Origin of the sequence: Herbaspirillum sp. DW155, assembly GCF_037076565.1 — a bacterium.
In the GTDB taxonomy this organism is placed as follows: Bacteria; Pseudomonadota; Gammaproteobacteria; order Burkholderiales; family Burkholderiaceae_D; genus Herbaspirillum.
This window is the reverse complement of record NZ_AP029028.1, coordinates 1,225,950-1,247,653: the sequence shown is the minus strand read 5'-3', so window position 1 is coordinate 1,247,653 and position 21,704 is coordinate 1,225,950. Positions and strand designations below refer to the sequence as shown.

At 56.7% G+C, this 21,704-nt stretch carries 16 protein-coding genes; 4 read left to right on the top strand and 12 right to left on the bottom strand.

Annotation, left to right across the window (positions count from 1 at the left end; translation table 11 throughout):
* Window positions 1–83: 83 nt before the first annotated feature.
* On the bottom strand, window positions 84–1,466 hold the full coding sequence (locus tag AACH55_RS05630; RefSeq protein ID WP_338718446.1) for a TniQ family protein: 1,383 nt from the start codon (window positions 1,464–1,466) through the stop codon (window positions 84–86).
* Window positions 1,467–1,480: 14 nt separating this feature from the next.
* On the opposite strand from AACH55_RS05630, the gene AACH55_RS05625 reads away from it, so the two are divergent.
* The gene (locus AACH55_RS05625) at window positions 1,481–2,794 is read left to right on the top strand and encodes a TniQ family protein (RefSeq protein ID WP_338718444.1); all 1,314 of its coding nucleotides are present in this window, start codon (window positions 1,481–1,483) and stop codon (window positions 2,792–2,794) included.
* A gap of 2 nt (window positions 2,795–2,796) precedes the next feature.
* Here the strand turns inward: AACH55_RS05625 and AACH55_RS05620 are convergent, their stop codons facing one another.
* From AACH55_RS05620 to AACH55_RS05610, 3 genes are read right to left on the bottom strand one after another with little or no spacing between them, the layout of a single operon-like run.
* The gene (locus tag AACH55_RS05620) at window positions 2,797–4,116 is read right to left on the bottom strand and encodes an AAA family ATPase (protein ID WP_112069819.1); all 1,320 of its coding nucleotides are present in this window, start codon (window positions 4,114–4,116) and stop codon (window positions 2,797–2,799) included.
* Complete coding sequence (locus AACH55_RS05615; RefSeq protein ID WP_338718443.1) at window positions 4,110–6,305, bottom strand: hypothetical protein; 2,196 nt, start codon at window positions 6,303–6,305, stop codon at window positions 4,110–4,112. The genes AACH55_RS05620 and AACH55_RS05615 overlap by 7 nt, the downstream gene beginning before the upstream one ends.
* A 2-nt stretch (window positions 6,306–6,307) precedes the next feature.
* Window positions 6,308–7,255: a hypothetical protein gene (locus tag AACH55_RS05610; protein WP_338718442.1), complete on the bottom strand. Its 948-nt coding sequence runs from the start codon at window positions 7,253–7,255 to the stop codon at window positions 6,308–6,310.
* 1,113 nt (window positions 7,256–8,368) lie between these two features.
* On the opposite strand from AACH55_RS05610, the gene AACH55_RS05605 reads away from it, so the two are divergent.
* Both AACH55_RS05605 and AACH55_RS05600 read left to right on the top strand, forming a co-directional pair.
* On the top strand, window positions 8,369–9,214 hold the full coding sequence (locus AACH55_RS05605; protein WP_338718441.1) for an ureidoglycolate lyase: 846 nt from the start codon (window positions 8,369–8,371) through the stop codon (window positions 9,212–9,214).
* Between the two features lie 137 nt (window positions 9,215–9,351).
* A complete protein-coding gene (locus AACH55_RS05600) occupies window positions 9,352–10,104 on the top strand; it encodes an SDR family NAD(P)-dependent oxidoreductase (protein ID WP_338718440.1) in 753 nt (250 codons plus the stop codon).
* A 118-nt stretch (window positions 10,105–10,222) separates the two neighbouring features.
* Here the strand turns inward: AACH55_RS05600 and AACH55_RS05595 are convergent, their stop codons facing one another.
* The 8 genes from AACH55_RS05595 to pstS all read right to left on the bottom strand — a co-directional run bounded on the left by AACH55_RS05595 (window position 10,223) and on the right by pstS (window position 19,161).
* A complete protein-coding gene (locus AACH55_RS05595) occupies window positions 10,223–11,863 on the bottom strand; it encodes a methyl-accepting chemotaxis protein (RefSeq protein ID WP_338718439.1) in 1,641 nt (546 codons plus the stop codon).
* A 278-nt stretch (window positions 11,864–12,141) separates the two neighbouring features.
* Complete coding sequence (phoR, locus tag AACH55_RS05590; protein WP_338718438.1) at window positions 12,142–13,452, bottom strand: phosphate regulon sensor histidine kinase PhoR; 1,311 nt, start codon at window positions 13,450–13,452, stop codon at window positions 12,142–12,144.
* A gap of 90 nt (window positions 13,453–13,542) precedes the next feature.
* Complete coding sequence (locus tag AACH55_RS05585) at window positions 13,543–14,220, bottom strand: response regulator (protein WP_338718437.1); 678 nt, start codon at window positions 14,218–14,220, stop codon at window positions 13,543–13,545.
* 89 nt (window positions 14,221–14,309) lie between these two features.
* Window positions 14,310–15,017: a phosphate signaling complex protein PhoU gene (phoU, locus tag AACH55_RS05580; RefSeq protein WP_338718436.1), complete on the bottom strand. Its 708-nt coding sequence runs from the start codon at window positions 15,015–15,017 to the stop codon at window positions 14,310–14,312.
* 180 nt (window positions 15,018–15,197) lie between these two features.
* Complete coding sequence (pstB, locus tag AACH55_RS05575) at window positions 15,198–15,998, bottom strand: phosphate ABC transporter ATP-binding protein PstB (RefSeq protein WP_338720190.1); 801 nt, start codon at window positions 15,996–15,998, stop codon at window positions 15,198–15,200.
* A gap of 35 nt (window positions 15,999–16,033) precedes the next feature.
* Window positions 16,034–16,930 carry a phosphate ABC transporter permease PstA gene (gene pstA, locus AACH55_RS05570; RefSeq protein WP_338718435.1) on the bottom strand — a complete coding sequence of 299 codons (897 nt, stop codon included), beginning with the start codon at window positions 16,928–16,930 and terminating at the stop codon, window positions 16,034–16,036.
* On the bottom strand, window positions 16,930–17,940 hold the full coding sequence (pstC, locus tag AACH55_RS05565) for a phosphate ABC transporter permease subunit PstC (RefSeq protein ID WP_338720188.1): 1,011 nt from the start codon (window positions 17,938–17,940) through the stop codon (window positions 16,930–16,932). The genes pstA and pstC overlap by 1 nt, the downstream gene beginning before the upstream one ends.
* 171 nt (window positions 17,941–18,111) lie before the next feature.
* Window positions 18,112–19,161, bottom strand: coding sequence for a phosphate ABC transporter substrate-binding protein PstS (gene pstS, locus AACH55_RS05560; RefSeq protein WP_338718434.1), 1,050 nt, complete (start codon window positions 19,159–19,161; stop codon window positions 18,112–18,114).
* A 419-nt stretch (window positions 19,162–19,580) separates the two neighbouring features.
* Here pstS and ppk1 point away from each other — a divergent pair, with 419 nt between their 5' ends.
* Window positions 19,581–21,701, top strand: coding sequence for a polyphosphate kinase 1 (ppk1, locus tag AACH55_RS05555; protein WP_338718433.1), 2,121 nt, complete (start codon window positions 19,581–19,583; stop codon window positions 21,699–21,701).
* Window positions 21,702–21,704 lie beyond the last annotated feature (3 nt).

The window sequence follows — 21,704 nt, the reverse complement described above, 5'->3', positions numbered from 1 at the left end:
TGTAATTGGCGTGTGCCTTGTTTTGCTAGCCGCAGTTAAATCAACGTTCAAATTAATTTCGCAACAGCCTCTGAACCGGCTGCTCAGCAACTGAGTTGTTGCACCCGCTCTAAGATGAGACTAACCGTTGCTGAAAATTTCCCGGTTCCATTCTGCGTAGCGAGTCGATCAATGAATGTAAAGTTATCTAGGCTCAATGGAATCGAAACAGCTACATCTCTCGCCATGTCTTTCGTAGGTGAAACATCCACAGCAAGCAATCCTGTCCGTGCCACGTGATCCCGGTATTGATTGCAGACCATCTCCATTGCGCCCCCCAATCCGGGCTTGAGATGTTTGTCTACCTTTCTGATATTTTCGTCCACCTTTCTCAGAAAATTCGCAGCCTCCCAGGTTACCGCAGTCGGGCAAAGAATGACCCCGTGCTCACGGCGCGCTTGCGAAAATGGGAAGAACGTTGCTAATTTATTCAACGACACCTCGTCGACCTTCTTGAAAAATTCTTCAACGCCCCCCGCAAATCTACGAATTCTCATCAGATGCTCGATCGGCGACAAAACTTTACCCGTTCTCATTTTCCCCAATCTTTTGTAATTTCCCCGCCAGGGCGTTCCGTACGCTTCGCGCAGCTCATCGGACATACTGTTGATCTCAGTCTCAAATGCGACGTCCAAAGACTTCGGCCAACTAACATTCCAGAGACTTTTTCCTTTGTCGCTACTTTTCTTACGTTTTTCGCATTCTCTCAGCGAAAAATCAGGCTTCCCATCACATTCAAAATTCCACTGCTCAAAAGAGTACATAGCGTGAATCTTCTCGACCGGGCTGGTAAACCCACGATTGAGATGAAGCAAATTTCTCGACTCAGCAGCCAACCAAAGAAGCTCTTCTGAGACCCTCTGTACGCATTTCTCGCGCGGCAACTGAAAATCCGGGATAACCAGGTTATCGGTATCAATGTCCACCGTACGTAATGGTGTCCGATGTTCCCAGCACACAAAGACGCAAGGTAGCTGATGAGATCTCAGCAGCACCGCTCTTCCGTACGCTTTAAATGCCGCATTCATACAAGTAACGCAATATCGAAAGCTCGTTCCGCTAAATTGCGGCAGACACTGTCTTCGATCAGAATTGGAGCCGTAAGTGAAAGCTGCTTCCTTAAACAGATTTTGCTGCTGAATTTGCACTAGAAACGGCCGATAGTATGGCAACAAAGTAAGAATATTGAGAGTGTCAGGTCTAAACTGATCTAGGTCGATCACCGTCCCAATTAACGCACGCAGTACGTTAGGAAAAAGCTGCGTCGAGAACCCAGAATAGCTACGTGAATCCGCGCACAATCCGGCGCTAGTCACTGTAGCTTTCAAGAAATCCTGTGGCTCATTCCAACCTGATTTCTGATACAACCCGGCGATATAAGAATAATAGTGCTCGTCTGGAGCGATCTGTTGATGAAACGTAATCACGTGGCCCTACGAATATGGTTACTTCTAAAAATCTGACCTTTCTTGCCGAAAGGGCTTCCGACGAGACGCTGTACAGCCAATGCGCGAGATTTCACTCGCGATCCGGCTACGAAACGCCAAATTTGACAGGTCAGCTACTATTTAATGATTCTCAAGCTGGGAGATACGCGCAGCTTCCATTCGGATTGAGTCACTTTATTACTTGCAATTTTTCATCGCTCTCTCCTCTTCAACTACTTCGGCAACAAACCATCTCCAATCTCTACCTCGCTTTCATGCCAGAAAGAGAAATTGTCGAATTTACGAGTGGCCGGGTGGCTCATCGAATATCTGTATTAGATACAAAGCGCGGACTATTTGGCCATAAAGATTTTCTCTGTCATCCCCTTAAATTCTGTCCAGATTGCATAGCGCTGGACATTCGCGAAAAAGGATTCTCCTATTGGCACCTGGCCCACCAGATTCCTGGCATATGGATTTGCGCACGCCATGGCACTCTCCTAGTGAAACGTATCCGAACTTCCGCAGAGCGTGACAATTGGCTTAGGCCACCGACTTCCTATCCACCGCAAAGTCGTGATCATCCGTTACTCGCCAAAGAAACTAAATCTCTACTTCTGCGGCTGGCAGAAGCTATTCAATGGATTTCCGAGCAGCATGGTCTCACCGCTGACCGGCTAAGAATGATGCTGATGCAAAACCACGAAACTTCTGATGATCTGCGCTTCCAACAACTACTTTCCTCAGCTCACACCTATTTTTATGACCGCCTAAAAATCCTAGGCATAGACGAACTAGATGCGCTCGGTCTCTTTACTCGACGGTGGTATTCTCAGCATGAACCGCCCGTTCTTCATCCGGTTCAGTGGGCGGCCGCGATTGCATACTGCGTACCTCGCGACACCTGGGACGAGGCGCTGATACACACCTACGAAGATTCTTCGGGAGAACTCTTCAATAGCGCCGAAGTGAGCCCCTCGAAAGAACTTAATGCCGACGATCAACTTAATATTGCGATTTTGGCGATGACACTCAACATTTCACAAACTTCGCCGATGTTGCGTGAGTCATATCAGCGCAATTTATTCATGCTTTCTGGATCGCCTGGCGCAATGGCATTACACGCAAATGCAGTGAGAGAGGGCAAACGTCTTCGCTACCGCTATTTGGCAATGCAAGCCCTTTTCACCGATACTCCAACCCTCTCCCTCAGAGAAACCAAAGAAGCCATCGCTTGGATAGTGGAGCACGATGGTGAGTGGCTTGCTTTGAGTAAATCGGATGTGCACAAAGTCATGCGGCAACTCACGTTCTTTCCCTCACCCTAGTTCTAAGGCCCCAAAGCACCGGAGAAGAAGTTCCTATTGATCTGGTCAAGTGATGCGATATCCTCAAAGTCCCTAATGGCATCTGCATCCTTCCTTCTCAACGCACTTAGGGCTGAGTGAAGTGGCTTTATCCGGGCATATGCATGATCTATTAGTTCCTTCGTCATGAAATCAGCCTCCTCACGCAGGCCCCACATTTGAGCTTGCAAAAATAAGTTCACAGCCACAGCCGTTATCCCTTGAGATCGATCGAAAAGATATAGCTTCATATCTTCCAATGCGTCCTCACTTACCGGCAGCAGCGAGAATTTGAAGAGTGCATTTGCCAGGTTAGCGAACCCATCTCCCTTAACATATTCGGGAGGCAGTTCAAATTCGACCGATCCGGCAGCGATAACGCGTCTAGAAACCTCGAACGAGCCACGCAACATCTTCATCAATTTCCCGGTCCCTGACAGAATCATCGGCACACCAACCACGTCCGATAATTGCATGATGAAGCTTATCAACGCGGCCTTATTGGCCCCCGTTCCATCGGCAATACGGTGCAAATCATCAATATGCAATATCCCCAAATGATGTGTGGCCAAGACTTGGGCTACTCGACTAATCAGAACATCATTTGTCCTATGCTTTTTGTCGTATTGCTTTGCATAACCGGTGTCTACAGGCAGACCCAATGCCTCATCGACCGCTGCAAAAATGCTATGACACAAGCCGCTAATTGACGCATTGAGGGGAGCAAATACCGAAAGCCAGACCAACTGCTTTTGATGGTAAGGCTGCCCCATATAGTTGCTGTGCTCGATCACTTGGTCATTCAGAGCCAAGACACGATTAATTGCAGATGACTTCCCCATTCCACTAGCACCAGTAACCAAGATAGATCTGATATCGGGAAGACGCTTACCAAGCGCACTAAGCGGTTCTTTTCCTTCTTTCACTGCCTTGGCGATCCGTCTTTGATCATCAGAAACTGCTGCCAACACCTTGGCTTGCACAGAATCAAGATAGCGCTGCCCCTCTGCCGAAAAGGGATTGTGCCGCTCCAAGGATCGCTTCATCTGCATATCAACCATCGCGTAGAGTTCTAGAGTTTTTATGTCTGGAACATACATATCTGAGATTGCGGCAACACTGTGAACACGGATGTGTGGAGGCAACAATCGCTCCTTATCCAGCGATATTGCAGGCCTCCTTGCAAGGACCCCTGCCGCATCCTTGTTAGTCAGGGTTGGTCTAAGCGCTTCGATTAGGGGATTCCCGAGTTGGTCCGGATGTACATCTTTCGATTGATAACAGGCTATGCTCATGATCACCATGTCTCCAGAACATCAGCCACGTCATGATTAACGTCGTGCTTTTCAGCCTTCTCACCTGAAGTAGCTACGGCGTCCCCAACGCCAGCGTTGACTGCTGGCGTATCAACGGCATGGGCTCCATCTCCATCAGGTGCTTGACCGGTTTTTTCGTATTCGGCTTCAGCCGCACGCGTCTTATGAATGTCCTTCTTGCGAGCTGCCTTGGACGTAGATTTTTCACTGACGCAGGAATAAGTAGCCGCCTTCGCAGAACCCTCCAATTCAACTTGTAGCGCTTTCACCTCGTCAATTAATCCAGTATTTTTGAAGGCGGCCATGTCATCAGAAAATCGCTTCTCTGCATTCAAATCTTCAACATCCTCTTTGGTTATTGGATAAGCGCTTCTTGGAGCGTTACGCAAGTGCACTTCGCGGAACGTCTCTTCGCCTTGCATACGACAATAGGCGAGAGAAGGATCTTCCGGTGACTGGATCAAAATTGCTTCGCAACGCTGAATTTTTGCGCGTTTGACTCCATCATGGTCTTTCATCCATTCTGCTGTCCACTTCAGCTTGTTTTTAGAAACAAGACCCTCAGTCGTTACCGAAACATACTCAGCATCCAAAGAGGTAATGAGAAGTTGACTGTGCTCGTAATAGCTTGCCGACCCGTGTTCGTTTGCCAAACTCCAATCCCAAATACTCAAGGGAGTGGCCTCAACGCCAGCTCTTAGCATCTGGGGTGAAAGGCACTTTCCCATTGCCTTCGATGCATTCCATCTAATTTGTTCCAGCGCCATCAACCGACGAAACTCCCACAAAGTAAAGACGGCCTCGTAACGATAATCGGCATCCCCACGAGCATGCTCAGGAGGAACCGTACCAGGCAGATAGTGAATAACCATCTCATTAAGTCTTTTGAAAGACCGCTCAACAAGAGCCTTCCAAACAGGTTGGTAGGCCGCCGTGATCATCAAACCATTTTCGTGCTTTCGTGCGAGATTCTTGCCATTCTCCGAGAGAAGCTCAGCTCGATCAGCTAGTACATCAAGAGGACGCGGTCCTGCACGGAAAAAATCCTGGAAATGCTCTAGCCGGAGATACCTCAGGTATGCCTTCTTATCTGAATATGCGAGGAAGAGTGCGTTTCTAGCCTCGGCGAAGCTTGGTCCCCATAAAGTGACATACACCGATAGCAGCAACGACGTTCGAGCATCGATCACCAAGTAAATGACAGGCCGGCCCAATATCTTGTTTCTGTCATACGACGACACCAAATAAACATCAGCGATGGTGGAATCGATGATGTAGGTGTTTCCAGCAAATGTCGTCATGTATCTAGCGTCACTGATGTGCACATCAGTGATCAGCCTTCCTCTGTGCTTAGAATACGAACGTAGCAAATACGCGTTGAGATCGTGCGCTTTGACTATCGTCCGAAACTGGGCTAGTGTCATCCTCTTTTCCGGCGAAATTCTTTCTGCGCCAATAGCTTTACCGTGGGAAGACATCACCTTCTCCACAGCAAACGTCGCATAGAAATCCTCGTACATCCGCGGGATAGAGCTGTTGCTGGCGTCTTTCCCTCTGCTTGCCAAGTAAGAGATGACTAGGCCCTCATGCTCCTCTCGGTTAACTCCTTCCTCGGTGGATCTCCCCGTTTTGACTATGTCCCGCTTTCGACCGAGCTTTTTCTTAATGACACGCGGCAGCCCCTTGGGTCTGCGCTTATCCCTTACGGTCTCCTCAAGATTTCTACCTGTGTAGAAGTATTTCAGTATCAGTCGCTTAATCGTATTCGTGCAGCCCCCATACTTCTTGGATAGACGTGTCATTTCCGCTTCCCAACGCTTACCGAAAATCAAGGTGTGCGTCGCATGCATGTCGAAATCTTTTAGGATCGCTGCCCGCAACTTCTCCTTTGGGCTAAGAACGGCGTTGAGAACTGGTTCCTTTTTTCTCAGTTCCGGTGATGCCTCTGCTAGAAGAACATTGCCGTTTAAAATCCCCTTTTCTATCACTTTCTTATTCGCTATTAGTGGGCGTTTGTAATGGATTTTCAGCTTCGCCTGATGCTCCACATCCTCATAAGTTGGGATCTCAACGAGAACAAGATCCGGCTCCCGATCCGTCATCCAGACAACCCGATAGAAACCAGCTGGCAGCCCGGATGAAGCAGCCCTCACGTAGAAGTCGGTATGGACTTTCATGCTCATGATTCTCCCCCGGCAACGATAAAGGAGAAACAGTTCGCGCTAGCCAGCTTTCTCGACCTGGATGCCAGCTCGATGGTCCATGGATCTGCGAGACACGGCCAATCCCAGCGCTGAAAATCTACCCAAATGTATCCCACCCAAATGGCATACTTCAGCGCGTGAATCACTCGATCGGCGGGAACATCCAGGCAGGCGATGCGCTCATTCATAGGCGCGTGGGAGTCGGTTTTTAAAATGAGCAAATCCACAACCGAAAGCAGAAATTCATCAGAACCAGGGGCGTAGCTCCCCCGAATTGAAGAAGCCCAGTTCAACCAACGCATGGTTGCCGAGTCCTTAGCCTCGACCTCAGTGATGATAAGCAGATCAACGTTCCGGAGGCGCCAGTATTCTCGTGTAATCTGGAGTAGTTGGTCTTGGCGAGAACCTGGGCGCGGCACATCCTTGCAATACTTGACATACACTGCCCAAGTACCCTTGCCCGGGATCTTGAGCAGCAAGTCCAGCGTTAGTACGATGTCTTGGCCGCGCGTGCGCGGCGGCTTGACGCCCAGCTCATTAGCGACACGAACAGTGCCCAAGTCTAGAGACTCGCCGTCGAACACACACTCCGCAAATTCGGGCTCGACTCCCACCCGCCACATAGGGTATTGAGTCCGTACTATGGCCCCCTTAAGCGACGAAGCATGAATTAACACACATCGCTCTAGGTCGCTAAGCACATGACCAACGATCGATGTATTCAACGGATCTGACCAGACATGGGAACGACCGTGGCTGGAGAAACCATGCCGTTCAATCTGTATAAACGGCTCGTAGTCGCTACCTACGCCAAGGCCACGTGCTTGTTCCAGCGCTCGCTGCTGAATCCGAATAGGATCGCGCGGGTTCGCCCGCTTTGTCAGAGGATTGCTATTTCCATAATGATTCTTTTCGTTGGACATACGATTCCCCTAAAACTAGGCCTAACAGCCAGTTTCAAAAATGTATAGACGTGGGAAACCAAAAGCGGCTTGACGAAAAGCGGCAGAGAGGGCAGAATACGACTGTGTATTTGTATCTGCTATGGCAAGTTCAGCTGCAACGCCAATTGCTACTGAACCAGTCTTGCTGTGCTTTTCGAGAAGCCGACCTCCGGGTCGGTTTTTCGTTTTCTGGAGCAGCTGTAAATTTTATATTCAATCTGGCAATGTTTCAGATTGACAATTCTTACAGGTAGTTGCTCAACAGAAAATTTGTATTCTCAAATTTTCAACACCTCCTTATCTTGATCAACGACAACATTTCTTGCGTTTAATATTTCTCGCTGAATTTGGCGAGGCACTTTAGCGCAACTGATCTGCTTGTGCAACAAATAAAATTTACCCCTAACTGGAATTAAGTGTCAATAGGGCGAATTTAGCTCGTTTTTTGCCGACGTTAGCGACAAAAAATAAAACAAACCATTGGAAATCTATACAATTTGTATTAAGCCCAATAATGTGCCGCAAAGCCTTTACCTATCTGGGTTGCATGCAATACGGGAAGATAAAATTTCGCTTTGATCGCTCACAAATAAGCTCAAATTGCGCGAAATTCTATGAATTAGGTAGACCCTCATGTATGCACAAAAAATACGCAACATGAACGAGCCGAGAAAGATGGAATTTGGACGTCGACATAGGGTGATTGGGCCGTACTTTTACCAAAAATTTACTACTTGCCGCACTCTCTGAATTTTAATTCCAAGGCTAAAGAGGCACTCTCTCGAAATATTCTTGCTCTCGACGAAGAGATGTTTTCAACTTATAAATCTTGGCCGGCATTCGCGTTTCGTACGTAACCTATTGATTTTATTGAGGCGAAATTCAACTCATAATTAAACCTGTCAACTTATAATTCTCAAGCACATCTATGCCGATATCCAGCAAGGAGATCAGCCCCACCCTATTGGTCTTACCAATAAACTGGTAATATCCCACCTTGCAAAACCCCAGCAGCCCGCGTCCGCCCGCCCTCACAGGCGACCAGTACGCCAAGCATCTTCTAGAGACGATAACTTTCCCAAAGGAACCACGATGAAATTACTGCGTTACGGCCCGGCAGGGCAGGAAAAGCCCGGCATCCTCGACCAATCCGGCAAGATCCGCGACCTGTCGGCCTACATCAAGGACGTCAACGGTGCCGTGCTGGATGACGCATCGCTGGACAAACTGCGCAAGCTGGACCTGGAAAGCCTGCCGGCCGTCGAAGGTTCGCCCCGCATCGGCGCCTGCGTCGGCAATATCGGCAAGTTCATCTGCATCGGCCTGAACTACGCCGACCACGCCGCCGAATCCAACCTGCCCATCCCGGCCGAACCGGTGGTGTTCAACAAGTGGACGTCGGCCGTGGTCGGACCCAACGACGACGTGAAGATCCCGCGCGGCTCCAAGAAGACCGACTGGGAAGTCGAACTGGGCGTGATCATCGGCAAGGGCGGCAGCTACATCGACGAGAAGGATGCGATGTCGCACGTGGCCGGCTATTGCGTGGTCAACGACGTCTCCGAACGCGAATACCAGATCGAACGCGGCGGCACCTGGGACAAGGGCAAGGGCTGCGATACCTTCGGTCCCATCGGCCCCTGGCTGGTGACCCGCGACGAAATCGCCGATCCGCAAAAGCTGGGCATGTGGCTGGAAGTGGATGGCAAGCGCTACCAGAACGGTAACACCAGCACCATGATCTTCGGCGTGGCGCATATCGTTTCCTACCTCTCGCGCTTCATGAGCCTGCAGCCGGGCGACGTCATCTCCACCGGCACGCCCCCGGGCGTGGGCATGGGCGTCAAGCCGGAAGCGGTCTACCTGCGCGCCGGTCAGACCATGCGCCTGGGCATCGACGGCCTGGGCGAACAGCAGCAGAAGACCTTCGACGCCTGATCCACTCAGGTCTGCGCGTCACCACCGCGCTGCACTCACGGCAGCGCGGCAGCATTCCCCCAAACAAAAGAACGACGAAGCGCGCACGCTGGCCGTGCGCGCCATCCAATGACCGACACCGGGAAGGAGAAGACACGATGAATCACTACGATTTCCAGGGCCGCAGCGCCATCATCACCGGCGGTGCGCAAGGCTTCGGCTACGCCGTGGCCGAACGCCTGCTGCAGGGCAAGGCCAAGGTGGTGCTGTGGGACATGGACGAACAGGCGCTGGCGCAAGCGCGCACCAGACTGGAAGCGCTGGGCAACGTTGAGACCATCAAGGTCGACATCGCCAGCCAGGCCGACGTGCAGCACGCCATCGAGGCCACCGAGAAGCTGACCCAATCCATCGACATCCTGGTGCACAGCGCCGGTATCGCCGGGCAGAACAATCCGGTGGCGGACTATTCGCCGGAAGAATGGCGCCGCGTGATCGACATCGACCTGAACGGCGCCTTCTACGTCAACCAGGTGGTGGTCCGGCGCATGATCGCGCAGAACTACGGGCGCATCGTCAACATCGCTTCCATCGCGGGCAAGGAAGGCAATCCGACCGCATCGGCCTACAGCGCCGCCAAGGCCGGCATGATTGCCCTCACCAAGAGCCTGGGCAAGGAAACCGCAACCCGCAACATCGCCGTCAACGCCATCACCCCGGCAGCGGCGCAAACCCGCATCCTGGAACAATGCACCCAGGCGCACATCGACTACATGCTCTCCAAGATTCCGCGGGCGCGCTTCGTGAAGGTGGAAGAGCTGGCGGCGATGGTGGCGTGGCTGGTCTCGGAGGAAAATTCCTTCACGACCGCTTCCGTGTTCGATCTGTCGGGTGGGCGCGCAACGTACTGAGAGAACGGGGTGAAGCAGATTGTTTCATCTGCGCCGCAAGCCCCCGTGGGGGCGGCCTGCCCAACACAAGGAACCCGCCAGGAAATGAATGGCGGGTTCTTTTTTTGCGGCGTCAGATTCAGCGCAAGGCGGGGCGTGGCGGTGTGATGTCCACCGGCGCGCGGCTGGCGGCATCGACACTGGCATAGGCCATCTGGTCCTGGGCCAGTACCTTGAACTGGCTGACCACCTCGGACAGGCGGGCGGCCTGATCCTGCATGGATTCGGCAGCGGCAGCGGCCTGTTCGACCAGGGCGGCGTTCTGCTGGGTGGTCTGGTCCATGTCGGTGATGGCCAGGTTGACCTGGCTGATGCCGTCGCTCTGCTCGCTACTGGCGGCAGTGATCTCGGCCACGATGTCGGCGACGTGGCGTACGCTGGACACCACTTCATCCATGGTCGTGCCGGCGCGGCCGACCAGTTCGCTGCCGGAGCCGACCTTGGCCACCGAATCATCGATCAGGATCTTGATTTCCTTGGCGGCCGAGGCCGAACGCTGGGCCAGCGAACGCACTTCCGACGCCACCACCGCAAAGCCCCGCCCCTGCTCACCGGCACGGGCCGCTTCCACGGCGGCGTTCAAGGCCAGGATGTTGGTCTGGAAGGCGATGCCGTCGATGACGCTGATGATGTCGACGATCTTGCGCGAAGACTCATTGATCGAGCCCATGGTGGAAATGACCTGTGCCACCACTTCCCCGCCCTGCTGCGCCACCGACGAGGCGGAAGCGGCCAGCTGGTTGGCCTGGCGGGCGTTGTCGGCGTTCTGGGCCACGGTGGAGGTCAGTTCTTCCATGGCCGAGGCGGTTTCTTCCAGGGCACCGGCCTGGCGTTCAGTGCGGGCCGAGAGATCGAGGTTGCCGGTGGCGATTTCGCGCGAGGCGGTGGTGATGGCATCGGTGCCGCTGCGCACCTGGCCGACGATGCGCGCCAGGTTCAGGGTCATGGCATGCAGGGCGTGCATGAGCTTGCCGGTTTCGTCAGCGCGTGCGGCCAGACGCTCGTCGACGCGGGTAGTCAGGTCACCGGCGGCGACCGCCTCGGCCACCGTGACCGCCTGTTCGAGCGGACGCGTGATGCCCAATGCCAGGCTGCGGGCAAACAGCCAGCCCAGCAACACCTGCAGCACGGCCAGGCCGATCATCAGGTTGCGGCTTTCGCGATAGACGGTCTGGATATGGGCGGCCACCTGGTCGATGTTGGCGCGCTGCAGGTTGAGCAACTGCTGCAGCAGATCGAGATAGCCCTTGGCGGCCACGTCAAAGGGCCCCGCCAGGATCTTGGCAGCTTCCTCGGGCTGGCCATCGGCCTTGGCCTTGGAGATGGCATCGCGGTACTTGATGTAATCCTTGCGCACCTCACCCAGCCTGGCGAAGACGGCCTTCTCTTCAGGGGATTCGATCAGAGCCTCGATGGCTTTCTGCTGCTCGGTGGACATGCGGCTGGCATCGGCGGCATCGGCGGCAAAGAACGTCGCCAGGCTGGGATCGGCGCTCTTGGCAATGGCGGTGGTGCGGCGCACGCTGGTGTGGATGGTGCGGTACCAGTCCGAGACCAGGCGCTCCTTGGTCAGCGGCTCGTGCATCATTTCATCGGTGGCTTCGGCGATGCCGTGCAGGCGCCAGATCGAAAGTGCCACCACGACGCTGGCCGCAGCCAGGATGACGGCAAAACCCAGGCCCAGGCGGCGGCCTATCTTCATGTCGGCGAAATAGCTCATCGTTTTCTCTTTGCGCGGTAGGTTGAGGGGCAAACCGGGCCGTGGTGCAGACCGCAAACCGGTATAGGGCGCCTGGCTTCATGATGCGGCCAATACCGCTGCGGCGCGATAAGGATTTTCCTGACGAAGGGCTGTCACCAACAAAACGGTGGGCTTGCCCGACAGCGCAACAATAGGCAATGACGGCCCCATGGTACGCCCTCGCAGCCGATTCAAAGAGAAAAAAAGGATGCCGAAGCATCCTCTTCATTTCATTTCATTGGATGAGCTGACCGCGTTTATTGCTGCGCAGCATAATCGGCGATGGTCTGGGTCGCCGGGAAGTTGACGGTAAAGGTGCTGCCGTGGTCGGGGACCGAGGCGATGTCCAGCGTGGCATGGTGGCGCAGCAACACGTGGCGCACGATGGCCAGGCCCAGGCCGGTGCCCTGGGTCTCGCGCGAACGGCTCTTGTCGACGCGGTAGAAGCGTTCGGTCAGACGCGAGATGTGCTCGGGGCTGATGCCGATGCCGGTATCCTGCACCGAAAAATGCGCGCCCTGCTCGTCGCTCTCCCAGCGCAGGGTGATGGTGCCGCCTTCCGGGGTGTAGCGCACCGCATTGGTGACGAGGTTGGTGAAGGCGCTGCGCAGTTCGTCGGCGTTGCCCTTCAGATCGGGCCCGTCGACGATGAGGCGGATGTCGTGCTTGCCCGCCGACAGGGCGCGCCCTTCCTCGGCGATGCGTTCCAGCAAGGGACGCACGCGCAGCACTTCGGAGCGCAAGGGATAGTCGATCGATTCGAGGCGGGTCAGCGTGAGCATGTCGTCGATCAGGTTCTGCATGCGCTGGCCCTGCTCGGTCATGAGCTTGAGGTGGGCCATGCGGGTGGCCTCATCCAGGTTCGGCTGAGCCAGCGCGATTTCCAGGAAACCGTTGATGACGGTCAGGGGCGTGCGCAATTCGTGCGAGGCATTGGCCACGAAATCACGACGCATCATGTCGATACGCTGCGATTCGGTGACGTCGTGGGTGACCAGGATCTGCCTGCGATTCTCGAAGGGAATGATCTGGATGATCAGCTTGCGCTCGTGCAGGGCCAGCGTGAGCGGCTGCTCGTAGCGGCCCAGGATGATGTAGTCGATGAAGGCCGGGTTGCGGATCAGGTTGGTGACCCGCATGCCCTTGTCGCGGTCCAGCTTCAGGCCGAGGTGCGCCTGCGCGGCCGGGTTGCACCACTCCAGGAACAGCACGTCATCCATGATCACCACGCCATCGGGCAAGAGGCTCATGGCCTGGCGGAAGCGCGCCAGCCACTCGGCCAGTTCGGCCTGGTTCTTTTCGTCGTCGCGGCGCATGCGGTACAGACGCGCATAGACGTCGGTCCAGGCGCCCCAGCCATCGGGCAGGCGCGACTGGCCGGAATCATCCAGCCAGGTCGACAGGCGCAGCAGGTAATGCAGGTGCGTGATCATCATCGCGCCCACCCCCAGTACTGCGGTGACCAGGCCGACGATGGGACCAAAGAAGAAACCGACGACTCCCGCTCCGGCCAGGCACAACACCAGGCGCAATACAGCAGGAATCCAGAACAGAAGTTGTGGACTCATTGATTTGACAGATAACTCTGGGAAGCGCCCGCGCGCCGGATTTGTAATTGTCCTGATTATGACTGACGCGGGCTGGTTTGGTCTTTGATCTTACTTGGTCGAGAGCATATAACCGACGCTGCGTACGGTCTTGATGAGGTACTCGGCATCGCGCAGGGCCTTGCGCAGGCGCAGCACGTGGACGTCCACGGTGCGCTCTTCGATCACCACATGGTCGCCCCACACGCGGTCGAGCAACTGGCTGCGCGAAAACACGCGGTCGGGATGGGCAAGGAAGAACTTCAGGAGTTTGTATTCGGCATGGCCGATATCGATGCGCGTGCCTGCCAGGCTCACCGAGCAACTGGCCGGATCGAGCGTGACGGGTCCGGCCGACATCACTTCCTGCGCGTGTTCGGGGCTCTTGCGGCGCAGCAGCGCCTTGATGCGCGCGGTCAGTTCGCGCGGCGAGAAGGGCTTGGTGATGTAGTCGTCGGCGCCGTTGTCGAGACCGGCGATCTTGTCTTCTTCCATGCTCTTGGCGGTGAGCATGATGACCGAGAGCTGCTGCAACTGGCGGTCGGCGCGAATGCGTGAGAGCAGGTGCAGGCCGCTGCGGTCCGGCAGCATCCAGTCCAGCAGCACCAGTTGCGGCGCGCGATGCTGAACGAAATCCCAGGCGGCGGCCGCATTGGAAACGACGAAGCTGGACCAGCCGGCCTCTTTCAAGGTGAAGGCAATCAGTTCGGCGATGGAGGGTTCGTCTTCGACGATGAGGATAGTGGTCATGGTAGTGATGCTTCTGAGCTGTATCGCGGGTCTCCCCTCCGCAATCCGGTGGTGGCGGTGCTTGCCCGCCGCCACCGGCGCCGTCGTGCTTAGTCTTCTTCCTGGGTGGTCTTGGCCGAACCGAAGTCGCTATGGCGGATATCCTTGCCACCGACCACGTAGACCACGTATTCGGCGATGTTCTTGGCATGGTCGCCGATGCGTTCGATGGCCTTGGCCACCCACAGGGTATCGATGGAACCGGAGATGGTGCGCGGGTCTTCCATCATGAAGGTGATGAGGCTGCGGGTAATGGAACGGAAACCGTGGTCGATGCGTTCATCGGCCTTGATCAGTTCCAGCGCCTGCTGGTCATCCAGGCGGGCGAACGCATCGAGGGCGCTGCGCAGCTGGTCCATGGCCTGTTCGGCGATCAGGCTCACGGTTTCGTAATGCGAGACCAGGCCGATACCGCGCTTGTGCAGGTGGATGGCGGTACGCGCGATCTTGGTCGCCTCATCGCCCACACGTTCCAGGTCGGTGATGATCTTGATGGTCGCCATGACGGTACGCAGGTCATTGGCGGTCGGCTGGCGGCGCACGATGAGGTGGCTGCAGGCGTCATCGAGTTCGACTTCCAGGCGATTGACGGCCTCATCGTCCTTCATCACGCGGTGGGCGATATCGAGGTTACCGTTACGGAAGGCCGCAATCGCGTCCTGGAACTGGTGTTCCACCATGCCGCCCATGGCAAGCACCTTGGAGCGGATCTGCTCCAGATCCTGGTCATACTGTTTGGAGGAATGATCGCCGGTCATGTGACGTCCCTAAAAAGAATTTCTATAAATAATTTACACGGTGCAATGACTACGGTTCGGGGTGCGGCATGGGCGTAGCGAGCAATCCCGAGGTCTGCGGGAGAAGCGCAGCCGTACTGAGGTACGGCGAGCATCGCAGCGCAGAGATCGGGATGCGCAGTAGCCCAGGCCGTACCCTTTTTAGCCGAAACGGCCGGTTATGTAGTCTTGGGTTTCCTTGCGCACCGGATTCATGAAGATCTGGTCAGTCTCGCCAAACTCCACCAGCTCGCCCAGATACATGTAGGCGGTGTAGTCCGAGCAGCGGGCCGCCTGTTGCATGTTGTGGGTCACGATGGCGATGGTGTAATCGTTCTTCAGCTCACCGATCAGTTCTTCCACCTTGGCCGTCGAGATCGGGTCCAGCGCCGAGGTCGGTTCATCCAGCAGCAGCACTTCCGGCTTCACCGCCACGCCGCGTGCGATACACAGACGCTGTTGCTGGCCGCCGGAGAGCGACAGGCCGCTCTTGTTCAGCTTGTCCTTGACTTCACCCCACAGGGCTGCCTTGTTGAGCGCCCATTCGACGCGCTCGTCCATCTCGCCCTTGGGCAGGTTTTCATACAGACGGATGCCGAAGGCGATGTTGTCGTACACCGACATGGGGAACGGCGTCGGCTTCTGGAACACCATGCCGACCTTGGCGCGCAGCATGTTCAGATCCTGGCCGGGTTCGAGGATGTTGTTGCCGGCATAGATGATCTTGCCCTCGGCGCGCTGGCCGGGGTACAGGTCATACATGCGGTTGAAGGTACGCAGCAGCGTGGACTTGCCGCAGCCCGAGGGACCGATGAAGGCGGTGACCTTGCCTTCGTAGATGTTCAGGTTGATGTTCTTGAGCCCCTGGAATCCACCGTAGTAGAAGTTCAGTTGCGAAACTTCCAGCGTGGCCTTCCGGGTCGCAGCGGCGTGATGGGGTGCGGTCGAAGCGTGGCTTGCCATTTGATGAGCAGTAGTCATGTCGGTCACTTGGAGAATTAGCCGGGGATTTGTTGTTTGAACAGGGTGCGCGAGAGCACGTTGAGCAGCAACACGCTGAAGGTGATCAGCAGGGCGCCGCCCCATGCCAGCGAGACCCAGTTGTCATACGGGCTCATGGCGAACTGGTTGATCACCACCGGCAGGTTGGCGATCGGACGGTTCATGTTGGTGCTGAAGAACTGGTTGTTAAGCGCGGTGAACAGCAGCGGTGCGGTCTCACCCGAAATACGGGCCACGGCCAGCAGCACACCGGTCACCACTCCGGCCTTGACGGCACGCAGGCGCACGATGATGGCCACCTTCCAGCGCGGTGCGCCCAGGGCGAACGCCGCTTCGCGCAGGCCACTCGGGACCAGCTTCAGCATATTGTCGGTGGTACGTACCACCACCGGGATGGCGATCAGCGAGATGGCGAAGGTACCGGCCCAGCCCGAGAAGTGGTTCACGTTGGCCACGTAGATCGCGTAGATGAACAGACCGATCACGATCGACGGTGCAGACAGCATGATGTCGGTGACGAAGCGGGTCACTTGAGCCAGCTTGCTCTCCTCGCCGTATTCGGCCAGATAGACGCCGGCCAGGATGCCGATCGGCGTGCTGATGAGGGTGCTGATGCCGACCATCATCAAGGAACCGACGATGGGGTTCAGGAGGCCGCCGCCTGCATCACCCGGACCGGGCGTGTTTTCGGTCAGCAGGCCCAGGTTCAGCGCAGCCACGCCCTTGAAGACCAGGGTCAGCAGAATCCAGGCCAGCACGAACAGGCCCAGGCCCATGGCCAGGAAGGAGAACAGCATGCCCATGCGATGCTGCATGAGGCGCTTGCGGTAGACGGGGTTCATGGCTTGCGCCTGGTCGGTGCTTTTGACACCGGCTTGTACGGTCTGGCTCATTATTTGGCTCCTTCCCTGCGGGTCATGCCCATGAGCATGATCTTGGCGGCGGACAGAACGATGAAGGTGATGACGAAGAGGATCAGGCCCAGGGCAAACAGCGAAGACACGTGCAGCTTGCTGGAGGCTTCGGCGATTTCATTGGCCAGGGTCGAGGCAATCGAGTTGCCGGCCGAGAACAGCGACCAGGACAGGCGATGCGAGTTGCCGATCACGAAGGTGACGGCCATGGTCTCGCCCAGCGCACGGCCCAGGCCCAGCATGACGCCGCCGACCACACCGGTCTTGGTGTAGGGCAGCACCACCTTGCGCACCACTTCCCAGCGGGTGCAGCCGAGACCGTAAGCCGATTCCTTCAGGACCGCCGGCACGACTTCGAACACATCGCGCATCACCGAGGAGATGAAGGGGATGATCATCACCGACAGGATCAGGCCGGCGGTCAGAATGCCGATACCCATGGTCGGGCCCGAGAACAGTACGCCGATGCCGGGGATCTGGCCCAGCGTGGACTTCAGGAAAGGCTGGCCGTATTCGGAGAAGAGCGGTGCAAAGACGAACAGGCCCCACATGCCGTAGATGATGGAGGGCACGCCGGCCAGCAGTTCCACGCAGGTGCCCAGCGGACGGCGCAGCTTGGCGGGACAGATTTCCGTCAGGAAGAGCGCGATGCCGAAGCTGACCGGGAAGGCGATCAGCAAGGCGATGATCGAGGTCGACAGCGTGCCGACGATGGCGATCATGGCGCCGAATTCGTTATTGGTCGGATCCCATTCGACGCGCGTGATGAAGCCGGGGCCGAAGGCCTGGAAGGCGGGCGCTGAACCGATGATCAGGGAAACGATGATCCCGCCCAGCATCAGCAGCACGGACAGGGCGAAGATCAGGGTGATCTTGTGGAAGAAGAAATCTTGCAGTCGCTGGCGGCGCATGACGGCCATCAACTTCTCGCGCGCTAGCTGCGCACTTTCAGTCTCTGTCGGGGATTTTCTGATTTCGGTATTCGACATTGCCGTGGTGGAATAATTAGCGCTCATTTGAATTCACCATTAAAACGGGCCATCGCCGCGAATGCTCTGTGCTCCAGAGTTGCTCGTTCTCGCTGCGATGACCCGAATGCTCCGTAGGGGAGAGGCTGCTGTGGCCGGATGTTGATGGCATCCGGCCGGACTGCGCTTGGCTTACCAGAGAGCCTTGCCGCTGCTGTCCTTGACGTTGCTCTTCCAGGAATCTTCCACCAGCTTGGTGACCGAATCCGGCAGCGGCACGTAGTCCAGTTCAGCAGCAACCTTGCCGCCGTTCTTGTAGGCCCAGTCGAAGAACTTCAGGACTTCCTTGCCCTTGGCGCCATCGCCAGCCTGTTCCTTGTGCAGCAGGATGAAGGTGGCGCTGGAGATCGGCCAGGATTCCTTACCGGCGGCATCGGTGAAGTCAACTGCGAAACCAGGGGTCTTGGCCCAGTCGCCAGCGGCGGTAGCGGCCTTGAAGGTGGCGTCGTCCGGGGAGACGAAGTTGCCATCCTTGTTCTTCAGCTGGGTGTAGTTCAGCTTGTTCTTCTTGACGTAGGCGTACTCGACGTAGCCGATGGCGCCCTTGACCTTCTGCACGTTGGCGGCCACGCCTTCGTTACCCTTGCCACCCACGCCGGTGGGCCACTTGACGGCAGTGCCGGCACCGATCTTGGCCTTGAAGTCGGCGTTGGCCTTGGACAGGTAGGAGGTGAACACGTAGGAAGTGCCCGATGCATCCGAACGGTAGACCACGGTGATGTCTTCGTTAGGCAGCTTCACGCCCGGGTTCAGGGCGGTGATTTCCGGTGCGTTCCACTTGGTGATCTTGCCGGCGTAGATGTCGCCCAGGACCTGGCCAGACAGCTTGATCTGGCCGGGGGTCACGCCGTCCAGGTTGACCACGGGGACCACGCCACCGACCACGGCCGGGAACTGGGTCAGACCGGCTTCAGCCAGTTCGCTTTGCGGCAGCGGGGCGTCGGAGGCGCCGAAATCGACGGTCTTGGCCTTGATCTGCTTGATGCCACCACCCGAACCGATGGATTGGTAGTTCAGGCTGTTGCCGGTGGCGGCCTTGTACAGCTCAGCCCACTTGGCGTAGACCGGGTACGGGAAGGAGGCGCCAGCGCCGGTGATTTCTGCTGCATGCGCGGCACCGCTGAAGGCAAAAGCGCCAGCCACTGCGATTGCAACAGACTTGATCAGATGGTTAAACCCCATTTCTGCTACTCCTATGATTTTGAAGAGAGGATCGTCACCGAGAAACATCACATCGGGAGGGATGACTTTCGAGACAGGGCGAACTTTAACCAGCTAATGTGACGAGTTTATGACCCAAACTTGTCATCCATGCCAGAGCACAAGCGGGCTGGCGGCCGGCTCCCGCCCTTGCGCAAACGCCTCGACGGACCGCGCAAAAAAAGCCCTCCACCAGGCGCCGCGCGGCTTTCCTGACAATTTGATGTCACGATGGCGGCGTCAGCAACAGGCAGGGTTGCCGGCAGACAAATATGATTTTGTCATCATATAAACTTGCATTTATACTGGACAAATGTGACAAACCTTCACCGGTGTTGTCATAACTTCGTCATACCTCCTAAATACACTGCCCGCTCAAAGTGGATGGACAGGAATCATTGATGACCAGAAAAGCAAAGCCGGAAAGCAGTACCCAACCTGAACTTCCTGCCAACACGATTTACCTCAACCGTGAACTGTCGCAACTGGCCTTCAACCGCCGCGTGCTGGCCCAGGCCGAAGACGACAGCGTGCCCCTGCTGGAGCGGCTGCGTTATCTGTGCATTTGCAGCAGCAATCTCGACGAGTTCTTTGAAGTGCGCATCGCCAGCCTCTTGGCCAACCGCATCGAGGGCGAGAACATCGATCCGCCCGAACTGCGCGCTGCACTGGAGCGCACCAGTGCCGAATGCCACCGCATCGTCACGCGGCAATATGAACTCCTGAACGAAGAGATCCTGCCGCAACTGGCCGCCAACGGCATCCACCTGCTGCGTCACGATGACCGCAACGACGCCCAGCGCGCCTGGGTGAAGCAATATTTCGAACAGCACGTGCGGCCGCTCCTGACACCCATCGGTCTGGATCCGGCCCACCCCTTCCCGCAGGTCCACAACAAGAGTCTCAATTTCATCATCGAGCTCTCCGGCAAGGATGCCTTCGGACGCGGCACGGCGGTGGTCATCATCAAGGCGCCACGGGTGCTGCCGCGCGTGATCAAGCTGCCGGACCATCTCTCGGCCAAGGGCCAGTCGTCGTTCTGCCTGCTTTCCTCGGTGATCCATGCGCACATCGCGGACCTGTTCCCCGGCCGCGAGATCACCGCCTATTCGCAATTCCGCGTCACCCGCAACAGCGACCTGTGGGTCGATGAAGAAGAGGTCAAGAACCTGCGTCAGGCGCTGGAGACCGAACTGCAAAGCCGCCAGTTCGGCGTGGCGGTGCGCCTGGAAGTGGCGGCCAATTGCCCGGAACATCTGGCGCAGTTCCTGCTGAACCAGTTCAACATCGAGCGCAACCGCCTGTATGCGGTACAAGGGCCGGTGAACATGGTGCGCCTGGGCGAGATCGTCAACCTGGTCAACCAGCCTGAATTACGCTTCCCGCCCTTCTCGCCCACCCTGCCGCCGCAGCTGGCCAGCGAAAACATCTTCGACGCCCTCGACAAAAAGGACGTGCTGCTGCACCACCCCTTCCAGTCCTTCCAGCCGGTGGTCGATTTCATCCGCACCGCGGCCCACGATCCGCGCGTGCTGGCCATCAAGCAGACCATCTATCGCACCGGCATGAACTCGGACCTGATGGAGGCCCTGATCTACGCCGCCCAGCATGGCAAGGAAGTGACGGTGATCGTGGAGCTGATGGCGCGCTTCGATGAGGAAGCCAACATCAACTGGGCCGTCAAGCTGGAGCAGGCCGGTGCGCAAGTGGTCTACGGCGTGGTCGGCCTGAAGACGCACGCCAAGCTGGCGCTGGTAATCCGCCGCGACGACGAGCAGAACCTGCGCTTCTATGCGCACCTGGGCACGGGCAATTACCATCCCAATACCACCAAGTTCTATACCGACTTCGGTCTCTTGACCTCCAATCAGGAACTCACCGCCGAAGTCAACGAAGTCTTCATCCACCTCACCAGCCTGACCAAGCCGCGTAATCTGACGCACCTGTGGCTGGCGCCCTTCTCGCTGCAGAAGGAAATCATCCGCGCCATCCGCAACGAGGGCCAGATCGCCCGCGAGGGACGGCCGGCGCGCATCATCGCCAAGATGAATGCGCTCCTGGATGAATCGGTGATCCGCGCGCTCTATGCGGCCTCGGCCGATGGCGTCAAGATCGACCTGATCGTGCGCGGCGCCTGCGCGCTGCGGCCGGGCGTGCCCGGCCTGTCGGAAAACATCAGGGTGCGTTCCATCATCGGCCGCTATCTGGAGCACTCGCGCATCTATTACTTCCGCAACGACTTGAAGCACGACGTCTACCTGGCCAGCGCCGACTGGATGAACCGCAACCTGTTCCGCCGCATCGAGGTGGCCTTCCCGGTGCTGGACAGGACGCTCAAGAAGCGCGTGATGAACGAAGGGCTCAATCCCTACCTGAAGGACAACACCAACGCCTGGCACCTCGACGTCAACGGTGTCTATACCCTCAAGAAAGCGCGCAACAAGCAGCAGAGCTTCAACGCCCAGCAGCACCTGATGACCACGCTGGGCATTCCGGCCACGCCACCGGAAGAGCAAGGATGATGC

Bases quoted from the DNA above. Each gene is read 5' to 3' on its own strand.
- AACH55_RS05625 (WP_338718444.1), top strand. From the start codon at position 1,481: ATGGTTACTTCTAAAAATCTGACCTTTCTTGCCGAAAGGGCTTCCGAC.
- AACH55_RS05620 (WP_112069819.1), bottom strand. From the start codon at position 4,116: ATGGTGATCATGAGCATAGCCTGTTATCAATCGAAAGATGTACATCCG.
- AACH55_RS05615 (WP_338718443.1), bottom strand. From the start codon at position 6,305: ATGAAAGTCCATACCGACTTCTACGTGAGGGCTGCTTCATCCGGGCTG.
- AACH55_RS05610 (WP_338718442.1), bottom strand. From the start codon at position 7,255: ATGTCCAACGAAAAGAATCATTATGGAAATAGCAATCCTCTGACAAAG.
- AACH55_RS05605 (WP_338718441.1), top strand. From the start codon at position 8,369: ATGAAATTACTGCGTTACGGCCCGGCAGGGCAGGAAAAGCCCGGCATC.
- AACH55_RS05600 (WP_338718440.1), top strand. From the start codon at position 9,352: ATGAATCACTACGATTTCCAGGGCCGCAGCGCCATCATCACCGGCGGT.
- AACH55_RS05595 (WP_338718439.1), bottom strand. From the start codon at position 11,863: ATGAGCTATTTCGCCGACATGAAGATAGGCCGCCGCCTGGGCCTGGGT.
- phoR (WP_338718438.1), bottom strand. From the start codon at position 13,452: ATGAGTCCACAACTTCTGTTCTGGATTCCTGCTGTATTGCGCCTGGTG.
- AACH55_RS05585 (WP_338718437.1), bottom strand. From the start codon at position 14,220: ATGACCACTATCCTCATCGTCGAAGACGAACCCTCCATCGCCGAACTG.
- phoU (WP_338718436.1), bottom strand. From the start codon at position 15,017: ATGACCGGCGATCATTCCTCCAAACAGTATGACCAGGATCTGGAGCAG.
- pstB (WP_338720190.1), bottom strand. From the start codon at position 15,998: ATGGCAAGCCACGCTTCGACCGCACCCCATCACGCCGCTGCGACCCGG.
- pstA (WP_338718435.1), bottom strand. From the start codon at position 16,930: ATGAGCCAGACCGTACAAGCCGGTGTCAAAAGCACCGACCAGGCGCAA.
- pstC (WP_338720188.1), bottom strand. From the start codon at position 17,940: ATGTCGAATACCGAAATCAGAAAATCCCCGACAGAGACTGAAAGTGCG.
- pstS (WP_338718434.1), bottom strand. From the start codon at position 19,161: ATGGGGTTTAACCATCTGATCAAGTCTGTTGCAATCGCAGTGGCTGGC.
- ppk1 (WP_338718433.1), top strand. From the start codon at position 19,581: ATGACCAGAAAAGCAAAGCCGGAAAGCAGTACCCAACCTGAACTTCCT.